13 protein-coding genes are annotated in these 19,472 nt (G+C 72.3%); 11 read left to right on the top strand and 2 right to left on the bottom strand.

Translation table 11 applies throughout. From position 1 onward, the window contains the following. The first annotated feature begins 15 nt into the window (after window positions 1-15). From QIS99_RS08770 to QIS99_RS08760, 3 genes are all read left to right on the top strand, one after another. Window positions 16-1,347 (top strand): class I SAM-dependent RNA methyltransferase, encoded by a 1,332-nt coding sequence (locus tag QIS99_RS08770; protein WP_282512113.1) that lies wholly within the window; start codon window positions 16-18, stop codon window positions 1,345-1,347. Window positions 1,348-1,437: 90 nt separating this feature from the next. Next, complete coding sequence (locus tag QIS99_RS08765) at window positions 1,438-1,632, top strand: ribbon-helix-helix protein, CopG family (RefSeq protein WP_282512112.1); 195 nt, start codon at window positions 1,438-1,440, stop codon at window positions 1,630-1,632. Next, the gene (locus QIS99_RS08760; RefSeq protein ID WP_282512111.1) at window positions 1,629-2,021 is read left to right on the top strand and encodes a type II toxin-antitoxin system death-on-curing family toxin; all 393 of its coding nucleotides are present in this window, start codon (window positions 1,629-1,631) and stop codon (window positions 2,019-2,021) included. Before QIS99_RS08765 ends, QIS99_RS08760 begins: the two co-directional genes overlap by 4 nt. 87 nt (window positions 2,022-2,108) lie before the next feature. Here QIS99_RS08760 and QIS99_RS08755 read toward each other — a convergent pair whose 3' ends face one another. Then, window positions 2,109-2,387 (bottom strand): hypothetical protein, encoded by a 279-nt coding sequence (locus QIS99_RS08755; RefSeq protein ID WP_282512110.1) that lies wholly within the window; start codon window positions 2,385-2,387, stop codon window positions 2,109-2,111. Between the two features lie 203 nt (window positions 2,388-2,590). Between QIS99_RS08755 and QIS99_RS08750 the strand changes: the two genes are divergently transcribed. The 4 genes from QIS99_RS08750 (at window position 2,591) to QIS99_RS08735 (ending at window position 7,493) form a co-directional block, all read left to right on the top strand. Beyond that, window positions 2,591-2,716 (top strand): hypothetical protein, encoded by a 126-nt coding sequence (locus QIS99_RS08750; protein WP_282512109.1) that lies wholly within the window; start codon window positions 2,591-2,593, stop codon window positions 2,714-2,716. Window positions 2,717-2,847: 131 nt separating this feature from the next. Further along, on the top strand, window positions 2,848-4,062 hold the full coding sequence (gene hutI, locus QIS99_RS08745) for an imidazolonepropionase (RefSeq protein ID WP_282512108.1): 1,215 nt from the start codon (window positions 2,848-2,850) through the stop codon (window positions 4,060-4,062). After that, window positions 4,055-6,820 carry an aminotransferase class I/II-fold pyridoxal phosphate-dependent enzyme gene (locus QIS99_RS08740; protein WP_282512107.1) on the top strand — a complete coding sequence of 922 codons (2,766 nt, stop codon included), beginning with the start codon at window positions 4,055-4,057 and terminating at the stop codon, window positions 6,818-6,820. Before hutI ends, QIS99_RS08740 begins: the two co-directional genes overlap by 8 nt. Before the next feature lie 43 nt (window positions 6,821-6,863). After that, complete coding sequence (locus tag QIS99_RS08735) at window positions 6,864-7,493, top strand: HutD/Ves family protein (protein ID WP_282512106.1); 630 nt, start codon at window positions 6,864-6,866, stop codon at window positions 7,491-7,493. 194 nt (window positions 7,494-7,687) lie between these two features. Here QIS99_RS08735 and QIS99_RS08730 read toward each other — a convergent pair whose 3' ends face one another. Further along, window positions 7,688-10,978: an AAA domain-containing protein gene (locus tag QIS99_RS08730; RefSeq protein ID WP_282512105.1), complete on the bottom strand. Its 3,291-nt coding sequence runs from the start codon at window positions 10,976-10,978 to the stop codon at window positions 7,688-7,690. A gap of 198 nt (window positions 10,979-11,176) precedes the next feature. On the opposite strand from QIS99_RS08730, the gene QIS99_RS08725 reads away from it, so the two are divergent. From QIS99_RS08725 to QIS99_RS08710, 4 genes are read left to right on the top strand one after another with little or no spacing between them, the layout of a single operon-like run. Continuing rightward, window positions 11,177-12,739 carry a TIGR02677 family protein gene (locus tag QIS99_RS08725; protein WP_282512104.1) on the top strand — a complete coding sequence of 521 codons (1,563 nt, stop codon included), beginning with the start codon at window positions 11,177-11,179 and terminating at the stop codon, window positions 12,737-12,739. Next, complete coding sequence (locus tag QIS99_RS08720; protein WP_282512103.1) at window positions 12,736-13,971, top strand: TIGR02678 family protein; 1,236 nt, start codon at window positions 12,736-12,738, stop codon at window positions 13,969-13,971. Before QIS99_RS08725 ends, QIS99_RS08720 begins: the two co-directional genes overlap by 4 nt. Continuing rightward, window positions 13,968-18,086, top strand: coding sequence for a TIGR02680 family protein (locus QIS99_RS08715; RefSeq protein ID WP_282512102.1), 4,119 nt, complete (start codon window positions 13,968-13,970; stop codon window positions 18,084-18,086). The genes QIS99_RS08720 and QIS99_RS08715 overlap by 4 nt, the downstream gene beginning before the upstream one ends. Further along, complete coding sequence (locus tag QIS99_RS08710; protein WP_282512101.1) at window positions 18,077-19,324, top strand: TIGR02679 family protein; 1,248 nt, start codon at window positions 18,077-18,079, stop codon at window positions 19,322-19,324. The genes QIS99_RS08715 and QIS99_RS08710 overlap by 10 nt, the downstream gene beginning before the upstream one ends. Window positions 19,325-19,472 lie beyond the last annotated feature (148 nt).

Raw genomic sequence — 19,472 nt, 5'->3', positions numbered from 1 at the left:
TGGAGTCACCCCGCCATGCAGGCAGAACCGAAGAAGTCACTGGTGGGGACGGAGTACGAGGTCGAGGTCGGCCCCGTGGCCCACGGCGGTCACTGCGTCGCCCGTACGTCCGAGGGCCAGGTGCTCTTCGTACGGCACACGCTGCCCGGCGAGCGGGTCGTGGCGCGGGTCACCGAGGGCGAGGAGGACTCCCGGTTCCTGCGCGCGGACGCGGTGCAGATCCTCGACCCCGCCAAGGACCGCATCGAGGCGCCCTGCCCGTACGCCGGACCCGGCCGCTGCGGCGGTTGCGACTGGCAGCACGCCAAGCCGGGCGCGCAGCGCCGCCTCAAGGGCGAGGTCCTCGCCGAGCAGCTGCGGCGGCTCGCGGGCCTGACCCCCGAAGAGGCCGGCTGGGACGGCACGGTGATGCCCGCCGAGGGCGACAAGCTGCCCGCCGGCGAGGTGCCGCAGTGGCGCACGCGCGTGCAGTACGCGGTCGACCCGGCCACCGGCAAGGCCGGCCTGCGCCGCCACCGCTCGCACGAGGTCGAGCCGATCGAGCACTGCATGATCGCCGCCGAGGGCGTCTCGGAGCTGGGCATCGAGGAGCGCGACTGGTCCGGCATGGCGTCCGTCGACGCGATCGCCGCGACGGGCTCCCAGGACCGCCAGGTCATCCTCACCCCGCGCCCCGGCGAACGCCTCCCCATCGTCGAGCTCGACCGTCCCGTCTCGGTGATGCGGGTCGGGGAGAAGGACGGGGGCGTGCACCGCGTCCACGGGCGCCCCTTCGTCCGCGAGCGCGCCGACGGCCGTACGTACCGCGTCGGCAACGGCGGCTTCTGGCAGGTCCACCCGAAGGCCGCCGACACCCTGGTCCTCGCCGTCATGCAGGGCCTGCTGCCGCGCAAGGGCGAGACGGCCCTCGACCTGTACTGCGGCGTCGGCCTGTTCGCCGGCGCGATCGCGGACCGGGTCGGCGACCAGGGCGCGGTCCTCGGCATCGAGTCCAGCAAGCGGGCCGTGGAGGACGCGCGGCACAACCTGGAGTCCTTCGACCGGGTCCGCATCGAGCAGGGCAAGGTCGAGTCGGTCCTGCCGCGCACGGGCATCACGGACGTCGACCTGATCGTCCTGGACCCGCCCCGCGCGGGCGCCGGCAAGCAGACGGTCCGCCATCTGTCCTCCCTGGGCGCCCGCCGCATCGCCTACGTGGCCTGCGACCCGGCGGCGCTCGCGCGGGACCTGGGGTACTTCGGGGAGGCGGGGTATCGGGTTCGGGTGCTTCGGGCGTTTGATCTTTTTCCGATGACATCGCATGTGGAGTGCGTGGCAATCCTCGAACCTGCGGGCAATCCGTCCTGACCTGCGTTTTTGTTGTCCGGGTCGGTTGCTCGACCTGTTCCCCGGTGTAGCAGCGCACCGCTTTTGATACCGGACTGGTATCAAGTGTGCATGGCGATGACACTCCGCCTTCCCGACGACCTTGACGCGAAGCTCGCCGAGCGGGCTCGTCGGGAGGGCCGCAGCAAGCAGGAACTTGCCATTGAGGCCATCCGTGATGCCCAGAACCGGGCCGAGCTGAAGGTCGATGACGTCATGGCCGAGCTGATGGACAGCGATGCGGAGATCCTGGACTACTTGAAGTGACCGACGTGCGCTACATCCAGATCGACGAGATCCTGGCCATCGCCCGGACGGTCAACGGTACAGAGCACAGCGTGCGTGACATGGGCCTTCTGGTGTCAGCGATCGAACGGCCCCGGACGAACGTGTTCGGGGCCGAGTTGTATCCCACGCTGCACGAGAAGGCTGCGGCGCTGCTGCACTCCGTCGCCCGCAACCACGCGCTGATCGACGGCAACAAGCCCACCGCCTGGCTCGCCATGCGTGTCTTCCTGCGGTTCAACGGTGTCAGCGCCAGTACCGTCCTGCCACCTGTCTCCGTTGCCGGCCCGTTCGTCGAGGAAGTCGCGCAGGACAACATCGATGTACCGGCCATCGCCAAGCGTCTGTCGGCCTGGTTCCCGGTTACCTGACGTTCGACGTCGTGTGGTGGGAAACGCAAGGAGATTCCGTGATCGTGCCGGCTCAGGGCCATCCCGGCGTCGGGAGTTCCTCCTGGGCTACCTCCAAAGGGTCGCTGACCTGCGGGTTCGCCACCGCTGTAGCTGGCCGCCGAGGATGATGGCGACCCCCGAGGCGACCGTCCCGAGCATGGTGAACCGGGACCTGATCCTGACGTAGCCGCTCGTCGCGCCACGGCGCACGAGCAGGTCGTACAGCAGGGCGGTGGCCGAACCGGACACACAGGCCATGCCCACGCCCTGGCCGATGAACAGCGCCAGGAACAGCCAGTAGTCGGAGGTCGCCACCTGACCGAGCAGGCATCCGGCCACCAGCACCTGGCCGATGCTCGGACTTGCTCGCGAATCATTCGACGCTCGGTTCTGATGGAGGGCGTCAGCCGTCCTGGAGCACAGGTCAGACGCTCTGCCGCCCTGGCGAACGTAAACAGCGACGGAGTCCGACCACCTGTCTGGGATGCCAGACGCTACCCGGCTCCACCCTCTCGCAGGCCCCCGCCCAGCTGCGGTTTCATCGAAGCATGCCCGTTGTTGTTGGTGTCGGCGCGCTCTCCGTCGACGAAGCCGTGTCCGTCGCCCGCCTCGGGACCATCACCTCTGGACGCGCCGTCGCCGCCGCGGAGTCCGTCACCGGCCCACTGTTCTGACCACGCCGCCTCGGGGCGGGCCGGGGTGAGACCACCCCCGTGCGGGTTCCCCGCGCGCACAGCGCGGAGCAACCGCCCGCACAGCTCGCCCAGAAGCGGCCTCAGTTGCACGCCCACTCAGGAGTACCAGCATGGAACCGTACGACCCACCCACCGGCGCAGCATCCACCCTCGTGACGAACATCGGCTCGTTGGTCACCAACGACCCCGCCTTCGGCGAGGGCCCGCTCGGCCTCCTCACCGACGCGGCGCTCCTCATCGACGGCGGCTGCATCGCCTGGGCCGGACCCGCCGCCAAGGCCCCTTCGGCCGACGAGCAGGTGGACGCAGGCGGCCGGGCGGTGATCCCCGGTTTCGTCGACTCCCACTCCCACCTCGTCTTCGCCGGCGATCGTACGGCCGAGTTCAACGCCCGCATGTCCGGCCGCCCGTACTCCGCCGGCGGCATCCAGACCACCGTCGACGCCACCCGCGCCGCCAGCGACGAGCACCTGCACGGGGTGGTCGAACGTCATGTGCGCGAGGCGTTCCGGCAGGGCACCACCACCCTGGAGACCAAGTCCGGCTACGGCCTCACGGTGGCGGACGAGGCGCGCGCCGTGTCCGTCGCGGCGGCCCACACCGACGAGGTCACCTACCTGGGCGCGCACCTGGTGCCGTCCGAGTTCGCAGACGACCCGGGCGGCTACGTCGACCTCGTCACCGGCCCCATGCTGGACGCCTGCGCACCGTACGCCCGCTGGGTGGACGTCTTCTGCGAGCAGGGCGCCTTCGACGGCGACCAGGCGCGGGCGGTCCTCACCGCGGCTGCGGCCCGCGGCCTCGTGCCCCGGGTCCACGCCAACCAGCTCTCCTACGGGCCGGGCGTGCAGCTCGCGGTGGAGCTGGGGGCGGCCTCGGCCGACCACTGCACGTACCTCACCGACGCCGACGTGGACGCCCTCGCGCAGGGCAGTACCGTCGCCACGCTCCTGCCGGGGTCGGACTTTTCCACCCGCTCGCCCTACCCCGACGCCCGTCGCCTCCTCGACGCCGGCGCCACCCTCGCCCTCTCCCCCAACTGCAATCCCGGCTCGTCCTACACCAGTTCCATGGCCTTCTGTATCGCGCTGGCCGTACGGGAGATGCACATGACGCCCGACGAGGCGCTGTGGGCGGCGACCGCCGGCGGTGCGCGTGCCCTGCGCCGTACGGATGTCGGCCGCCTCTCGCCGGGTGCGCGGGCCGACCTCGTCGTGCTGGACGCGCCGTCCCACGTGCATCTGGCCTACCGCCCGGGGGTGCCGCTGGTCTCGGCGGTCCGGCGGGCGGGCCGGCCCTGCGAAGGAGCGCGGCCCGGTGAGTGACCTGCCGACAGCCAGCGTGCACAACAGTGTCGGGCAGTTGCGCGCCGACGCCTGGAGCTCGCTGGCGGACCTCACCCACCAGCTTTCGGACCAGGCCACGGACGCGCGTGAGCAGACCGCGGAGCGGCTGGCGGACCTGCTCGCCCTGCTCGCCCCGGTCGAGACCTGCTGGGCCTTCCCCGGAACGGCGGGGCTCGATGAGCTCCGCCGGCTGCATGAGAACGGGGAACACCAGCGGCTGGCCCGGCGCGCGGAGGACCTCAACCGCGCGCTCGGCAGCGACAGTTACCGGAACACCGTGTCCCCCGCTGGGCCCGCTGCGCGCCCCGGGGGAGCCCCCGGCATCTCCGGTGACGACGAGACGGCGGACGATCCGGCGTCCCTCGACCCGGGGACGAGGCCGTACTTCGAGGTCCTCGTCGTCGGGGACATGGACGCGGCCGAGGAGGACGCGCTCCGCAAGGAGCTGCACCAACTGCGCCGTGCCGAGGACGAGTTCGTGTACGAGCTCGTCGTGGCCCCCAGTTTCGAGGACGCGGTCATCGCGTCGCTGGTGAACTCCAGTCTCCAGGCCGTCGTGATCCGCCACCGGTTCGCCGACCGCTCCCGGCACGACCTGCAGGTGGTGCGGCGCTTCTTCGAAGGCGCCGCCGCGGACCCCGCCTCCGCGGGCGCCCCCGGAGAGAACTGGCGGCACAGCGAGGAGCGGGCGCAGGCGCTGGGCGACCGGCTGCTCGCGCTCCGCCCGGAGCTGGACCTCTACTTGATGTCCGAGGCGTCCGTGGAGACGACCGCCGGCCGGCTCAGCCGGCGTTTCCAGCGGGTCTTCCACGCCCGTGAAGGACTCCTCGAACTGCACCTGTCGATCCTGCACGGCATCGCCGAGCGCTTCCGCGCGCCGTTCTTCACCGCGTTGCGGGCGTACAGCCAGCGGCCGACCGGGGTCTTCCACGCCCTGCCCATCTCCCGTGGTACGTCGGTGGTCAACTCGCACTGGATACCGGAGATGGCCCGCTTCTACGGGTTGAACATCTTCCTCGCCGAGACCTCCGCCACCTCCGGCGGCCTCGACTCGCTCCTCGCGCCCACCGGCCCGCTGCGGGAGGCCCAGGACCTGGCGGCCAAGGCGTTCGGCGCCCGGCAGACGTACTTCGTCACCAACGGCACGTCCACCGCCAACAAGATCGTCGTGCAGGCGATGGTGCGGCCGGGCGACATCGTGCTCGTGGACCGCAACTGTCACAAGTCCCACCACTACGGGCTGGTGCTGGCCGGCGCCCACGTCGTCTACCTCGACGCCTATCCCCTCGACGAGTACGGCATGTACGGAGCCGTGCCGGTGGAGGAGATCAAGCGGAAGCTGCTGATGCTGAAGCAGGAGGGCGTCCTCCACCGCGTCAAACTGCTCATGCTCACCAACTGCACCTTCGACGGGATCGTCTACAACCCCTCCCGCGTGATGGAGGAGTGCCTGGCACTCAAGCCGGATCTCGCGTTCCTGTGGGACGAGGCGTGGTTCGCCTTCGCCCGCTTCCACCCCGTCTACCGCCGCCGCACCGCCATGGCCGCGGCCCGCGAGCTGACCGACCGCTACCGCGACCCGCGGTACGCCGAGGAGTACGCCGCCCACCGCGAGCGGCTCGGCGACGACCCGGACGACGAGACCCTCCTCGCACACCGGCTGATGCCCGACCCGGAGAAGGTCCGGGTGCGGGTGTACGCGACGCAGTCGACGCACAAGACGCTGACGTCCCTGCGCCAGGGCTCCATGGTGCACGTCTTCGACCAGGACTTCCGCCACAAGGCTGCGGAGACCTTCCACGAGGCGTACATGACGCACACCTCCACGTCGCCCAACTACCAGATCCTCGCCTCCATGGACCTGGGCCGCCGGCAGGCGGTCCTGGAGGGCTTCGAGCTGGTGCAGAAGCAGCTCGAACAGGCGGGGGTGCTGCGGGACGCCATCGACCAGCACCCGCTGCTCAGCCGTTACCTGCGCTTCCTCACCACACCGGAGCTCATCCCGAGGCGCTTCCGCTCCTCCGGCGTCGAGCAGCCGCTGCGTACGGGCCTGGCGCGGATGGCGGAGGCGTGGGAGGAGGACGAGTTCGTCCTGGACCCCACCCGCGCGACGATGCACATCGGGCTCACGGGTGTCGACGGAGACACCTTCAAGCACGAGCTCCTGATGGACCGGTACGGCGTCCAGGTCAACAAGACCACCCGCAACACGCTGCTGTTCATGACCAACATCGGCACGACGCGCAGCGCCGTCGCCTACCTCATCGAGGTACTCGTCAAGATCGCCGAGGATCTGGAGGAGCGCGTCGGGGAGATGAGCCCCCGCGAACGCGCCGCGCACCACCGGGTGGTGAACGGCCTCGGCAGCCTGTCCGCCGCCCTGCCGGACTTCAGCGAGTTCCATCCGGCCTTCCGCCCGAGCGCCCGTACGCCCGAGGGAGACATGCGCGCTGCCTTCTTCCTCGCCTACGACGACACGGAGTGCGCGTACCTGACGGCGGAGGAGATCACCGAAGCGATGGCCGAGGGCCGGTCGGTCGTCTCCGCCACGTTCGTCACCCCCTACCCTCCCGGGTTCCCGGTGCTGGTTCCGGGCCAGGTGATCAGCAAGGACGTGCTCGCCTACATGCAGGCCCTGGACACCCGAGAGATCCACGGATACGCCCCGGAGACCGGATACCGGGTCTTCACCGAGGCCGCGTTGCAGGCGCGTCGCGCGGGCGCGGCCGCGCGATAGGGCGTGTCCGGACAGCGCAGCCATCGACCGGAGAGGGAACCCCATGGCACCACGGATTCTGCGCGCCGACGAGAGAACGCCTGCCCCCTGGAAGAACGGGGGTGGCGTGACGTCGGAGGTCGCCGCCCACCCGGAGGGGGCGGGGACGGGCGGTTTCGTGTGGCGTGTCAGCGTGGCCGACGTCGCGCACAGCGGTCCGTTCTCCGCTTTCGCGGGCGTCGACAGGATCATCACGGTGGTCGAGGGACCGGGCATGGCCCTGACGGTCGACGGGGTATCAGAGGTGATGGACGTCCCGTACGAGCCCTTTGCCTTCTCCGGCGACGCCGCCACGGAGTGCGAACTGCTCGGCGGGCCGATCGTGGACTTCAACGTGATGGTCCGGCGTGCCGAGATGACCGCTTCGGTCCGGATCGTACGCGCGCACACGCCCGTGCAGCCGGCCGTCGGGACCCGGGTGCTCGCAATCGTCCTGGAGGGGTCCGCTGTCCTTCACCGGGCCGCCGCGCGCCTCGGCCGCCTTGACGCCGTCCTGCTCTCTCACGAGGACTCCGACGATTTCGGCGTCGACGGAGTCCTGGCAGTGGTCACGCTCGCCGATCAGCCGGGATGCGGCGCACCAGGCGGGCGCCCGCGCGAGCCGTGCGGTGGTCGACGTCCAGGTCGGGGTTGAGCTCCGCCACGTCCACGACCAGCGGCTTGCCGCTCGCCGGGGCTTCCTTGCCTCGCCCCTCCTGGGCGTTCCGCTGGACCACTTGGCGATGCCGCCGCTCTCCACCGGTTCTGCGAACACGCGCCCACGCCCCAAGTCGATGGAGGTCACCTGGCAGCTGCGCCCAGCCAGGAGCAGCGGGGACAGGACAGGTTTCAGCGGCCGGCCCGCAGGCGGATCTCCTGGGTCCAGGCGTTGGAGCGCCCTGAAGGGGTGGTCTTGCACGCGGCGGCGTAACAGCGCCAGAACCAGTTGCCGTTCTTCCGCCGACGGATCTCGATCTCCGTACCCTGGCACCGGCCGCACTTCGGCGGGCGGGCGAAGGTCTCCGCGTGCTCGTGCGCGAGCAGCTTGCGGGCGAAGTACGCGCCGCGCATCGCGACCATCACCTCCCGGGTCCAGTACTGGGACAGGGCGTTCAGGCTGCCGAGCAGGACGGTCCGCTCGTCGAAGACCGCGATCTTCTGGTGCATGACGTTCATCGGGATCACGGTGTGGGCCACGGCGCGCAGGTCCGCGATCAGCGCCTGGCTCGCGGGCTTGCGCTGCAACTGGTCCGTGTCGTCGCGGATGAAGACGGTGATCCGTACGCCTCGGTCGGCGGCGGCAGCCAGGGCGGGCAGCAGGGAGCGGACCCGCTTCGCGACCCACGGCGCCCAGAGCCACAGGGAGTGGTGTGCCTGGTGGATCTCCTCGGTGAAGGTGTCGTAGAAGGTCGTCTCGTCGTGGACGTCGGTCACCTCCACGTGCCGGCCCAGCACCTGCGCCAGAGCCGTGCCGAACTCGCCGCGGAACGGGACCGGGGCCTTCGGCGGGGCGATCAGGTGCTGGGCCTTCAGGACCCGGACGCCCGGGGATCCGATCAGCGCGGCGAGCCGGGCCAGGGCCGTTCCGGGCTTGGCGTTCCTGACGCGGGCCCCGCCGGCGACGACGTACAGCCGGGTCTTGGTCCGGGTCACCGCCACGTTGAACAGGCGGACGCCGTTGCGGTGCCAGGGGTCGGCCCCCGGCTGCCGGTGGGCGAGGGCCATCCACAGCTCGCGGCTGTCCCCACTGCCCTCCACCGTGTCGAAGACGACGACGTCGAACTCCCGCCCCTGGAACCGGTGGGCGGTACCGACCTCGGCCGGCGGGCGCCCCGCGCCTTCGACGTCGCGCAGCGCCTCCAGCGTGGCCTCGGCCTGGACGCCGTACGGAGTGACGATGCCGGCCTCTTCACCCTGCTCGCGATGGAGTTCCACCAGGGCCCGGGCGATGAGGGAGCCGGCCGGCCACCATCCCTTGCGGCTGCCGGTCAGGTGGGCGCGGGCCAGCTCGTGCAGTCCGTCGGTGTCGATGAGGACGATCTCGGGGTCGTTGTCCGGCCGCTCCCGCAGCACCTGGGGGCCGCCCGTGAGGACACCGCCGTACGCGAGGTCGTTGGCCAGGCGCATGACGGCGGGCCCGAAACGGTGCTGTTCGGTGAGCGTGACGCAGGACGGGTGCGCCTGGGCGTCGGGGGGTTCATGGATGCCGCAGTGCTGGAAGACGTCCGGGTGCAGCCACCGCTTGATGTCGGGGCGGTCGTTGTTGCCGAGGGACGGCGGGATGACGGGCCCCAACTGCATGAAGTCCCCGAGCAGGACGGCCGCCCGGCCCGCTTTTCCGGTGGCGAGCAGGACCTCGGGGAGGGTCGCGGCACCCGCCTCGTCGACGAGGACCACGTCGTACGGCCCCTCGAAGACCGTTCGGTTGGTGCGGAACCGGGCCAGGGTGGTGGCGACCAGCTTGGCGGACTTGATGATCTCGCCCTGGGCGTTGCGGGCGAGCCGCTCGTACGCCTCCTGCGCCTGCTGGTACTGCTTCTCCAGTTCCGGGCGGCGGGTGCGGTCGGCGGCCACGGCGGGACGCAGTCGCTCGGCCGAGTCGTGCTGGGCCGGCCAGCCTCGTCCGGCGGCGTGTTCGGTCAGGTCATGGGCCTGCCGGGCGCGGGCGGCGGTCTCGGACGCCCCGATCGCCTCCCGTTCGAGGGCGAGCGCCCGTTGCTGCGCCTGCTCGCTCTCGGCCACGAGGGACGCGGCGTCGGCTTCGAGCCGGGCGATCTGGTCCCGGGTGAGCGGGATGGCCTCGGCCAGTGCGTTGATACGTGCACCGGTACGGGCGATGTGCGCGGTTGCGGTGGCGCGGGCCTCCTTGGCTGCCATACGGGCGTCGGTGGCGGTCCGCCGGGCGTCCACCAGCTCGTCCTGGAGGGCGGTGATCACATCGCGCTGCCGCCACCTGCCGACGGCACCCTTCGCCTCAAGGGCCTTCAGCCTCAGCTCCAGGGCACGGCGGTGGTCGTCCGCGAGCAGGGCGTCGGCCTCGCTGTTACCGGCTGCTTCCCGCACCCGGGTGATCTCCTCCGAGAGGTCGTCGACGTCGCGCCACTGGTCCTTCGCGGCGTCGGCGGCCTTCTGACGTGCCTGCGCTGTCCCGATGGCCTCCGCGAGGTGAGCCAGGCGCTGGACTGCCCGGCTGAGCCGCTGCTCCGCCTCCGTCACCCGGGCTTGCGTCGCTGCCATGTCCTGTCCGGGCATCCGTATGAGCTTCAGCGCCGCGAAGTACGACGGGGCGTCGAATCCCGCAAGGCTGCTCTCCAACGCTGCCAGCTGCCCCGCCCGGTCCCCGATCGCGACGAGTTCGGCTTCGAGTGCCGCGCGCCGGGCCGCTGCGTCCGTCAGCCGGGCCCGGACCATCAGGGGCAGGGACACGGACCGGTCCTCGGCCACCTCGCGCAGGTGCGGCGGTCCCACCCGGACGATGTCGCCGGGCTCGTGGCGCTTCTCCCGCACCACTCCCAGCAGGGCGTTGTCCACGGCGATATTGGTCGCCGACACCAGCAGCACACGCCGGCCCTGGGCGATCAGGTCACCGATGGCCCGCTTGAGGACGGTGGTCTTCCCCGTGCCCGGCGGCCCCCACACCAGGTGGACGCCTTCGCCGAGGCAGGCCCGGTAGGCGTCCGCCTGGGCGGGATGGAAGCCCGGCGGGTCGACGGCGTGGGCTGAGGGGCCGCCGATCGCGGCGATCGCGAGAGCAGTGGCGAGGGGATGTTCGCCCAGTCCCGCGATGCCGTCACGCAGGGCCTCGATCAGGAAGGTGGGCGGTTGCTTGAGCATCCACAGGCAGGGGTCGGCGATCTCGGTGAACTCCGGTACCCGCAGCGTGAGCAGGGAGCCGTTCTGTACGGTTTCGGAGACGGCGACGCCCTTGGTCTCGATGCCGTCATCGTCCGGTCCGGCCAGCCTCAGGGAGTCGAGCTGTTCCGGTCCGATGTCGGAGCCCCGCAGATCGACCACGTAGCGACCGGGATCCCCGCTCCGGGCCGCCCTGCCGACGCGCTGCCACCGTGGCTGCCTGCCCGCGCCCCCCTCGACGGCGATCCACTCGCCGAGAGCCGAGGCGATTTCCTCGCGCCATCCCACCTACCGTCCCCCGATCCGCCCGGTCAGGTCGCCTGCCCGCTGCTGCGCCGCACCCTACCCACCTGGGGGTTGTCACATACAGTGAATGTCCGATGGCAGGTGGACTCAACGCGGTCGCAAGCCGCCCGACCGGTGAGATCCGGCCAGCTGCTCCAGTCCCTGGCTGCGCTCGCGCCCCGTAGGGGAAAATGGCCCGCGATGACCCACAGCACCACCGGCCCGGAAGCGCAGCCCGGCGCGTACGGCCCCTTCGCCCACCTCACCGCGCCGAATGCCGTGCTCTACCGGCACGCGATGCGGGCCTTCGTCACCGCCAAGGAGCGGTTCGCCGTGCATCTGCGGCCCGAGGACGTGTACGCCGCGCTGCCGGCCGAGGCGCGGCCCGACGGGGTGGACTCGGTGGCCAAGGCGCTGGACAGCCTCGTCGGGTGGGGCAACCTGCGGGCCGACCCGGACACCGCCCGGGTCACCGCCGTCGAGGACTTCTACCGGAAGCGCTTCATCTACCAGCTCACGCAGGCGGGCGAAGCCGCCGAGGAAGCGCTGGGCGTGTACGACGAGGCGCTCGGGCGGCGCGGTGCGCTCCAGGCGGTGGCCCTGCACGACATCGTCACGCAGTTGCGGGCGTTGTTGGTGCTCGCGGCTGAGGACGAGCCCGATCCGGCCAAGGCGCACCTGGCGCTGGACGCGCTGGCGAGCCGGTTCGGCGCGCTCGCCGACAACGCGCGGGCCTTCATGGGGTCCCTGCAGCGCACCATCGATCTGCACGAGGTGGAGGAAGAGGTCTTCCTCGCCTACAAGGACCGGCTGATCCAGTATCTGGAGCGGTTCATCCAGGACCTGATCACGCTGGGCGGCCGGACCGCCCGGCTGATCCTGGAGCTGGAGGAGGGCGGCCTGATCGAGGGGCTGCTGCGGGCCGCCGCCGCGCGGGAGGCCGCCGACGCCGGTCCCGAGGAGTCGGTGCGGGCCGAGCGGGACGCCCTGGAGCGGTGGACGGGGCGGTGGGCCGGGCTGGCCGCCTGGTTCATCAGCCGGGACGGCCGCGAATCGCAGGCGCGGCTGTTGCGCGGCCGGGCGCTCGGCGCGATCCCGCAGCTGCTGGCCGTCGTACGGTCGCTGAACGAGCGTCGCGCCGGGCGCTCCGACCGGTCCGCGGACTTCCGCACGCTGGCCCGCTGGTTCGCCGAGGCGCCCGATGACGCTGCACGGCACCGCTTGTGGCGGACTGCCTTCGGGCTCTATCCGGCGCGTCACCTCACCGTCGACGCGGACACCCTTGCCGCGCGGGCCGCGCGGCCGGTTCCCGCGGGCACGCCGTGGGCCGGGGCGGAGCCGCTCCGGATCAGCCCCCAGCTGCGGCGCACCGGCAGCTACGAGCGGCGCGGCAAGCCGCGTAAGGTCGAGGACCGGGCGGACCGGCGACGGCAGCTCGCCGAGGTGGCCGCCAAGCAGCGAGCCGAGATCGCGGCGGCGCGTGCCCGGCTCGTCACCGACGGGATCACCCGCCTCTCCGGGCTCGGCGAACTCGATCCGGTCGCGTTCGGCCTGTTCCTGCACCTGCTCGGCGACGCGCTGGCCACCTGGCGGCCGGGCATGCGCCATACCGTGGCCACGAGCAACGACGGCTCCATGGAGATCCGGCTCAGCGCCCTGGCCGAGCAGGCCACGGCCCACGTCCGCACACCCGGCGGGGTGTTCCGCGGACCCGACCATCTCATCGAGATCATCGACCTGACGGGCGAGGAGGGGCAGCCGTGAACCCTCAGCTCGCCGAGGTGCTCGACGGGCAGCACGCCGCCGATCTGCGCAAGGCGGCGCGCGCCCTGTTGAAACAGCCCCTCCTGCTGGCGCGCGGCCGTGCCCCGGAGGAGTTCCGACTCGCCCGCCGCCACGCCTCCGAACTGCGTGAATGGTTCGACCGGAACACCGGATGGTCGCTTTTGACGGATGCCGGGTCCGCCCGCCTGCGCAAGATCCCCGGTGTCCTCACCGACCCCACGCACCCCGCGCGCGAGGTGAGCCGGGCGGCGGCTCCCTTCACCCGGCGCCGGTACGTGCTGTTCTGCCTCGCCCTCGCCGCTCTCGAACGCGGTGAGGCACAGGTCGCGCTCGGCCGGCTCGCCGACCAGGTGGTCCTCGACGCCGCCGACCCCCATCTGACCGCCGCGGGTATCGAGTTCACCCTCGACCGGCGCGACGAACGCATCGACCTGGCCGCCGTCGTACGGCTCCTGCTCGGCCTCGGTGTGCTGCGGCGCGTCGCCGGTGACGAGGAGGCGTACGTGAGCGGGGCCGGGGACGTGCTGTACGACGTGGAACGGCGGGTACTGGCCGGACTGCTCGCCGCCCGACGGGGCCCCTCCACGGTGGACGCCGAAACGCTGGACGACCGGCTCGCCGAACTCGTCGCGGAGACCGCACTGGACAGCGACGAGCTGCGGTTCCGGGCGCTGCGGCGCACGCTGACCCGACGGCTGCTCGACGACCCGGTGCTCTACTACGACGAACTCGACGACGCCGAACTCGCCTACCTCACCCGCCAGCGCGGCTTCCTCACCGCCCGCATCACCGAACTGACCGGACTCGTCCCGGAGGTGCGGGCCGAGGGCATCGCCATGGTCGACCCGGACGACGATCTGACCGACCTGCGGATGCCCGAACAGGGCACGTACGGCCATGTCACCCTGCTGCTCGCCGAGCACCTGGCAGCCGTGGACGGACCGGTCGGCGCCGACGAGCTGGCCGGCCGTGTCCGGGAACTCGCCGCCGAGCACGGCGGGTTCTGGGCCAAGTCCGCCCGGGAACCGGGCATGGAGGCCGAACTCGTCGAGCAGGCCGTGGCCCGGCTCACCGCGCTGAAGCTCGCCTCGCGGACGCACCGCGGCGTGGCGCCGCTTCCCGCCCTCGCCCGGTACGCGGTCGGCCCGGCCGTCGTCATCGAAACCACGACAGCGCGGATGCCCGCGCAGCGAAAGGCCGGCAATCCGTGACCCGCCTCCCCGCCCCCGAGCGATCCCGCTGGCAGCCCCTGCGCATCGGCCTGGTCGACCTGTTCCACTACGACGTGGAGGAGTTCCACTTCCGCGACGGCCGGCTGCTGCTGCGCGGGAACAACGGCACCGGCAAGTCCAAGGTGCTGGCCCTGACCCTGCCGTTCCTGCTCGACGGAGACCTCACCTCCCGCCGGGTGGAGCCCGACTCGGATCCCGGCAAGCGGATGGAGTGGAACCTTCTCCTCGACGGTGAGCACCCGCACTCGGAGCGGCTCGGGTACACCTGGATCGAGTTCGGCCGACGCGACGAGACCAGCGGCGTACCGTACTTCCGTACCCTGCTCTGCGGCCTCAAGGCCGTGCGGGGGCGGGGCATCGCCCGCCACTGGTACGCGCTCACCGACCAGCGCGTCGACCACGGCCGGGACACCCCCGCCGAAGACGCGCTCAGCCTGCTCGACGCCACCGGAACCGCGCTGTCCCGGGACCGGCTCGCCGAGGCCGTCGCCGGCCACGGCATGGTGTACGACCAGGCCAGGACCTACCGCAGGGCGGTCGACGAGGCGCTGTTCGGGCTGGGGGAGCAACGTTACGGAGCCCTGGTCGACCTGCTCATCCAACTGCGCCAGCCGCAACTGTCCAAGCGCCCCAACGAGGCTGCCCTCTCCCGGGCACTGACCGAGGCCCTGACGCCCGTGGACCAGGCCGTCATCGCCGATGTGGCCGAGGCATTCCGGTCCCTGGACGAGGAGAAGGAGGAACTGGCAGCCGCCTCCGCCGCCGAGCGGGCGGCCTCCGGCTTCCTGGACCACTATCGCCGGTACGCGCGCATCGCCACGCGGCGCCGTGCCCGTCTCCCGCGCGCGGAGCACTCCCGTTACGAGCACCTCCAGCGGGATCTCGCCGATGCCCAGGCCCAGCGAGTCCGGGCAGAGGAGGAGCGAGCGGCCGCCGAGGAACAACTCGGCGCGCTGGAGGAGACTCAGGCCCGGCTGCAGGCTCAGGACGCGGCTCTGCGCGAGGGCCCGGAGATGCGCAGTGCGCGGGAGCTGGAGCAGGCGGCGCACGCGCGGGAGCGGACCACCGAGGCCCGGGACCGGGCCCTGGACGACCAGGAGCAGGCCGCGGGCCACCACACCCGGGCGCTGGGCCGCCTCGGGGCCGCCGAGAACCGGTTGCGTACCGCCGGGCTGCTCGCCGAGGACACCTTCCGTGCCGTGCGGGAAGCGGCGGGCACGGCCCGGATCGAACTGCCCGGCGACGGACCGCTCCCCGAGACGGATCTCCGGCGGGCAACCGAGGAAGCCATGGACCGGGGCCGTCGCGCGCTCGCCCACACCCAGGAGCTCGCCGCGAGCGCCGAGCGCGCGGCCGAGGGGCGGCGCCAGGCGGCCGTCCGCCTGGACGAGGCGGACACCGACCTCGACCAGGCCACCGAGGCGCACGGCCGCGCGGAAGAGGCCGCCGCTGCCGCCGGGCAGGCCCTCCTTGACGACGTACGGGAGTGCGTTCGGGCATGGACCGAGCTGGCCTGCCCCGACGTGGCGGGTCTGCTCGACGAACTCCAGGAGTGGACCGGGCACTGCGACGGCCACTATCCGGCCCGCGGCCACGCCGCCCGGGCACATGGCGAGGCATCGGCGCGGCTCGCCGGGCTCGCGGCGGACGCGGCCCGGCGGCTCACCGACCTGACGGCGCGCACGGGTGAGATCGGTGCGGAGCTCAGCGCACTGGAGGCGGGTGGCCGCCGGGCCCCCCGGCCTCCGCACACCCGCACGCCCGGTCACCGAGAGCACCTTGCCGGCGCACCGCTGTGGCGGCTGGTGGACTTCCGCGACGGACTGCCTCAGGCGGACCGTGCCGGACTGGAGGCCGCGCTGGAGGCCTCGGGGCTGCTCGACGCCTGGGTCCTGCCCGACGGCACCGCGCTCGTCGCGGACGGATACGACGTACTCCTGTCGCCGGACGCCGGGCCGGCGCCCGGCCCCGGGCTCGGCACGTTGCTGCGCCCCGCCGTGGACGGGGGCGACGCCCAGGCCGCCGCGGTGGGCGAGGTCACCGCGGCACGGCTGCTCGCCGCCGTCGGCCTTGGGGAGGAAAGCGGGTCCGGCACCTGGGTGGCGGCCGACGGACGGTTCCGCGTGGGCGTGCTGACCGGCCGCTGGACGAAGCCGGCCGCCGAGTACATCGGCGAAGGCGCACGGGAAGCCGCCCGACGAGCCCGCGTGGCCTCCCTCAGAGCCGAACTCGGCGTGCTCAAGCAGGAGTCGGAGGAGACCCGGCAGCAAGCGGAGGCAGCGGCCGCACGCCGCCGGACCCTCGACGCCGAACTGGCCGGCCTGCCCGACGAGGGCCCGCTCGTCCACGCCCACGCCCGGATCACGGCTGCCGCCGAGGCGGTACGAGCGACCCGGCTCCGGCGCGAGGAAAGGGCCGCCGGACTCGGCGAGGCAGCGGAGCGGGCCGAACTGGCCGCCGCGGAACTCACCGCAGCCGCCGCCGATCTGGGGCTGCCCGCCGACCGGGCCGGCCTGGCCGCCGTACACGCCGCACACGGTGCCCTCGCCGTGGCCCTCGCCGCTCTGTGGCCCGCACTGCGGGAACGGGCCGAGGCCGCCCGCCAGGTGGAGGACGAACAGGGCGAGACGACCCGGGCGGGGGAGCGCGCTGTCGAACTCGCCCGGCGCGCCGAGGACGCCGGGCGTGCGGCGGCTGCCGCCGACGAGCGGCACCGGACGCTCCGCTCCACCGTCGGCGCCGCCGTCGCCGAGCTCCAGCACCGGCTCACGGAGACCGCCGAAGCCCTGCGCCACTGCCTGACCGGCCAGAAGGCCACTCGGCAGCGGTATACGGCGGCCGACCGGGAGGCCGGCAAGGCCGAGGGCCGCATCGACCAGCTGGAGAAGGGGCTGACCGACGCTGCTGCGGCCCGGGCGGAAGCCGTCGCGGGCCTCCAGCGGTTCACCGCCACCGGCCTCATCACGGTCGCCCTGCCCGATCTGCCGGTTCCCGCCGCGGACGACGGGCCGTGGGCCGCGACCCCCGCCGTCGCCCTGGCCAGGGCCATCGAGTCCGGCCTGACGGCCACCGACGATTCCGACGGCGCCTGGCAACGCGTACAGCGCCGGCTGGGCGAGGAGCTCAAGGTCCTCCAGGATGCCCTCTCCCGGCACGGCCACACCGCTTCTGCCCGCATGGTGGAGGACGGCATGGTCGTCGACATCGTGTACCAGGGGCGGGAACGGGCCGTACCTGAACTCGCGGAGGCGCTCGCCGCCGAGGTCGGTGAACTCATCCGCATCCTGTCCGCCCACGAACGCGAGATCCTGGAGACCCATCTGGTCACCGAGGTGGCGGGCACCCTCCAGGAACTCATCGGCGCCGCCGAACGGCAGGTCCGGGACATGAACACGGAGCTGGAGGACCGCCCCACCTCCACCGGCATGAAACTGCGGCTGGTCTGGCGAGCCTCCCGCAAGGCCCCCGCCGGACTGGCACAGGCCCGCGAGCGGTTGCGCCAGTCCGCCGATGCCTGGACCTCCGAGGACCGTTCGGCGGTGGGCGAGTTCCTCCAGGCACAGATCGCCCGCCAGCAGATCGACGACACCTCGGGCAGCTGGACGGAACACCTCACCGCCGCACTCGACTACCGCACCTGGCACGAGTTCGGCGTCGAACGCCACCAGCAGGGCCGCTGGGTCCCCGCGACCGGTCCTGCTTCCGGCGGTGAGCGCGCCCTCGCGGTGTCCGTGCCGCTGTTCGCCGCCGCCTCATCGCATTACGCGAGCGCGAGCAGCCCCCACGCACCGCGGCTGGTCACCCTGGACGAGGCGTTCGCCGGCGTGGACGACGACTCCCGCGCCAAGTGCCTCGGTCTGCTGCATGCCTTCGATCTGGACGTGGTGATGACCAGCGAACGGGAGTGGGCCTGCTACCCGCAGGTGCCCGGCATCGCCATCGCCCAGCTGTCCCGGATCGACGATGTGGCGGCCGTACTGGTCACGCGATGGGAGTGGGACGGCATGCGGCGGGTGCGTCGCGATGACCCGGTCCGGAACACTTCAGCGGCCGATACGACCGTGCCCGGCAGCCCGGAGCCCTTGTGGAGCTGACAGCGGGCACCGGAGCGGCCCCGGTCGACGCGGTACGACTGCGTCGTCTGCTCGGGGTTCCCGAGTTCGCCTGGCTAGTGGAGCGGGTACGCCGGCGTCTGGCGGCCGAGCAGCCGCTCACCGGCGCCGTCACCCTGACCAGGCCCACCCCGGACCAGCGGCGCGCGGCCGAACGGCTGCTCGGCCGCGTGCCCGGGGGCGGCCGTTCCCTGACCGTGCGTCTGGAAGCGGTGGATGCCGTGCTGCGCCGGTCGGGCATCAGTCCGGACGGGCTCGCCGAGGCGATCACCGCGCTCACCGGACCGGTCACCCTCCTCGGAGCCGCCCGCAGGGCCGAGGAGGACGCCTGGCAGGAGGCATTCGCCCCGGTCGACGAGCTGGCCGAGGAACGCCCGGCCCTGAAGGCCTGGGTCGTGCGCCTCCGCGGGGACGGCCTGGTGCGGCGTCTGGCAGGGACCCCGACAGCCGCCGGGCTCCTGCTCAGCCACAGCGCGACCGTCCTGCGTGCCCTGCCCGCCGACCCGGCGGTCTCCGTGCCCGCCTTCGCCGCCCGTGTCCTGGACAGCGCCCACGCGCTGGACGACGGTACCGCTCTGGCCACCGTCACCCTGTCCGGTATTCGCGCGCTGACCGGATTCCCCGACGGGGCCGGCGCCCAGTGGCGACGGGATGCCTGGGCGTCGGCGGGTCTGCTGCGCGACGAGCTGTCCTCGACCGTCCTCGCCCTGAACCTGCGGGGCACCCCTGCCCTGGACTGGATGGCCGAGACGGGGGAACCCGCCGTCCTGACCCTGCGGCAGCTCATCCGTCGTCCGCCGGCCCCCACCGCTGAGGTTGTTCACGTATGTGAGAACCCGGCCGTGCTCGGGGCGGCGGCCGATACCCACGGACGGGACTGCTCGCCGCTGGTCTGTCTGCAGGGCCAGCCGTCCGCCGCCGCTCTCGCCCTCCTGCAACACCTTCACGAGGGTGGCGCAAGGCTCCACTACCACGGTGATTTCGACTGGGGCGGGCTGCGCATCGCCTCTGTTCTCCTGCGCCGCGTCCCCTGGCACCCGTGGCGCTTCACGACCGCCGAATATCGGGCCGCGGCGCTCAGAGGCCCGACGGGTCCGCCACTCACCGGCCGCCCGGCAGAGGCCCCCTGGGACCCGGAGCTGTCCGCAGCGCTCATGGAACTCGGCATCCGGGTCGAGGAGGAGACGGTTCTCGACGAGCTGTTGTCCGACCTGGTGTGACGGTGCGCATCGCCTGGCCGGCGGTGCCGCTCGGTTTACGGTGCATGGGTCTGGAGCTCGCTCAGAACCGCCGCAAATAGGTGCTGACCTGCAGTTATTTCTGACTGCGCGGATGGTGCCGGCCCGGCGCCGAATCATGCGGGCCGGT

It is taken from the genome of Streptomyces solicavernae (genome assembly GCF_029968095.1).
GTDB lineage: Bacteria > Actinomycetota > Actinomycetes > Streptomycetales > Streptomycetaceae > Streptomyces > Streptomyces solicavernae.
This window is presented reverse-complemented; position numbering and strand designations above follow the sequence as displayed.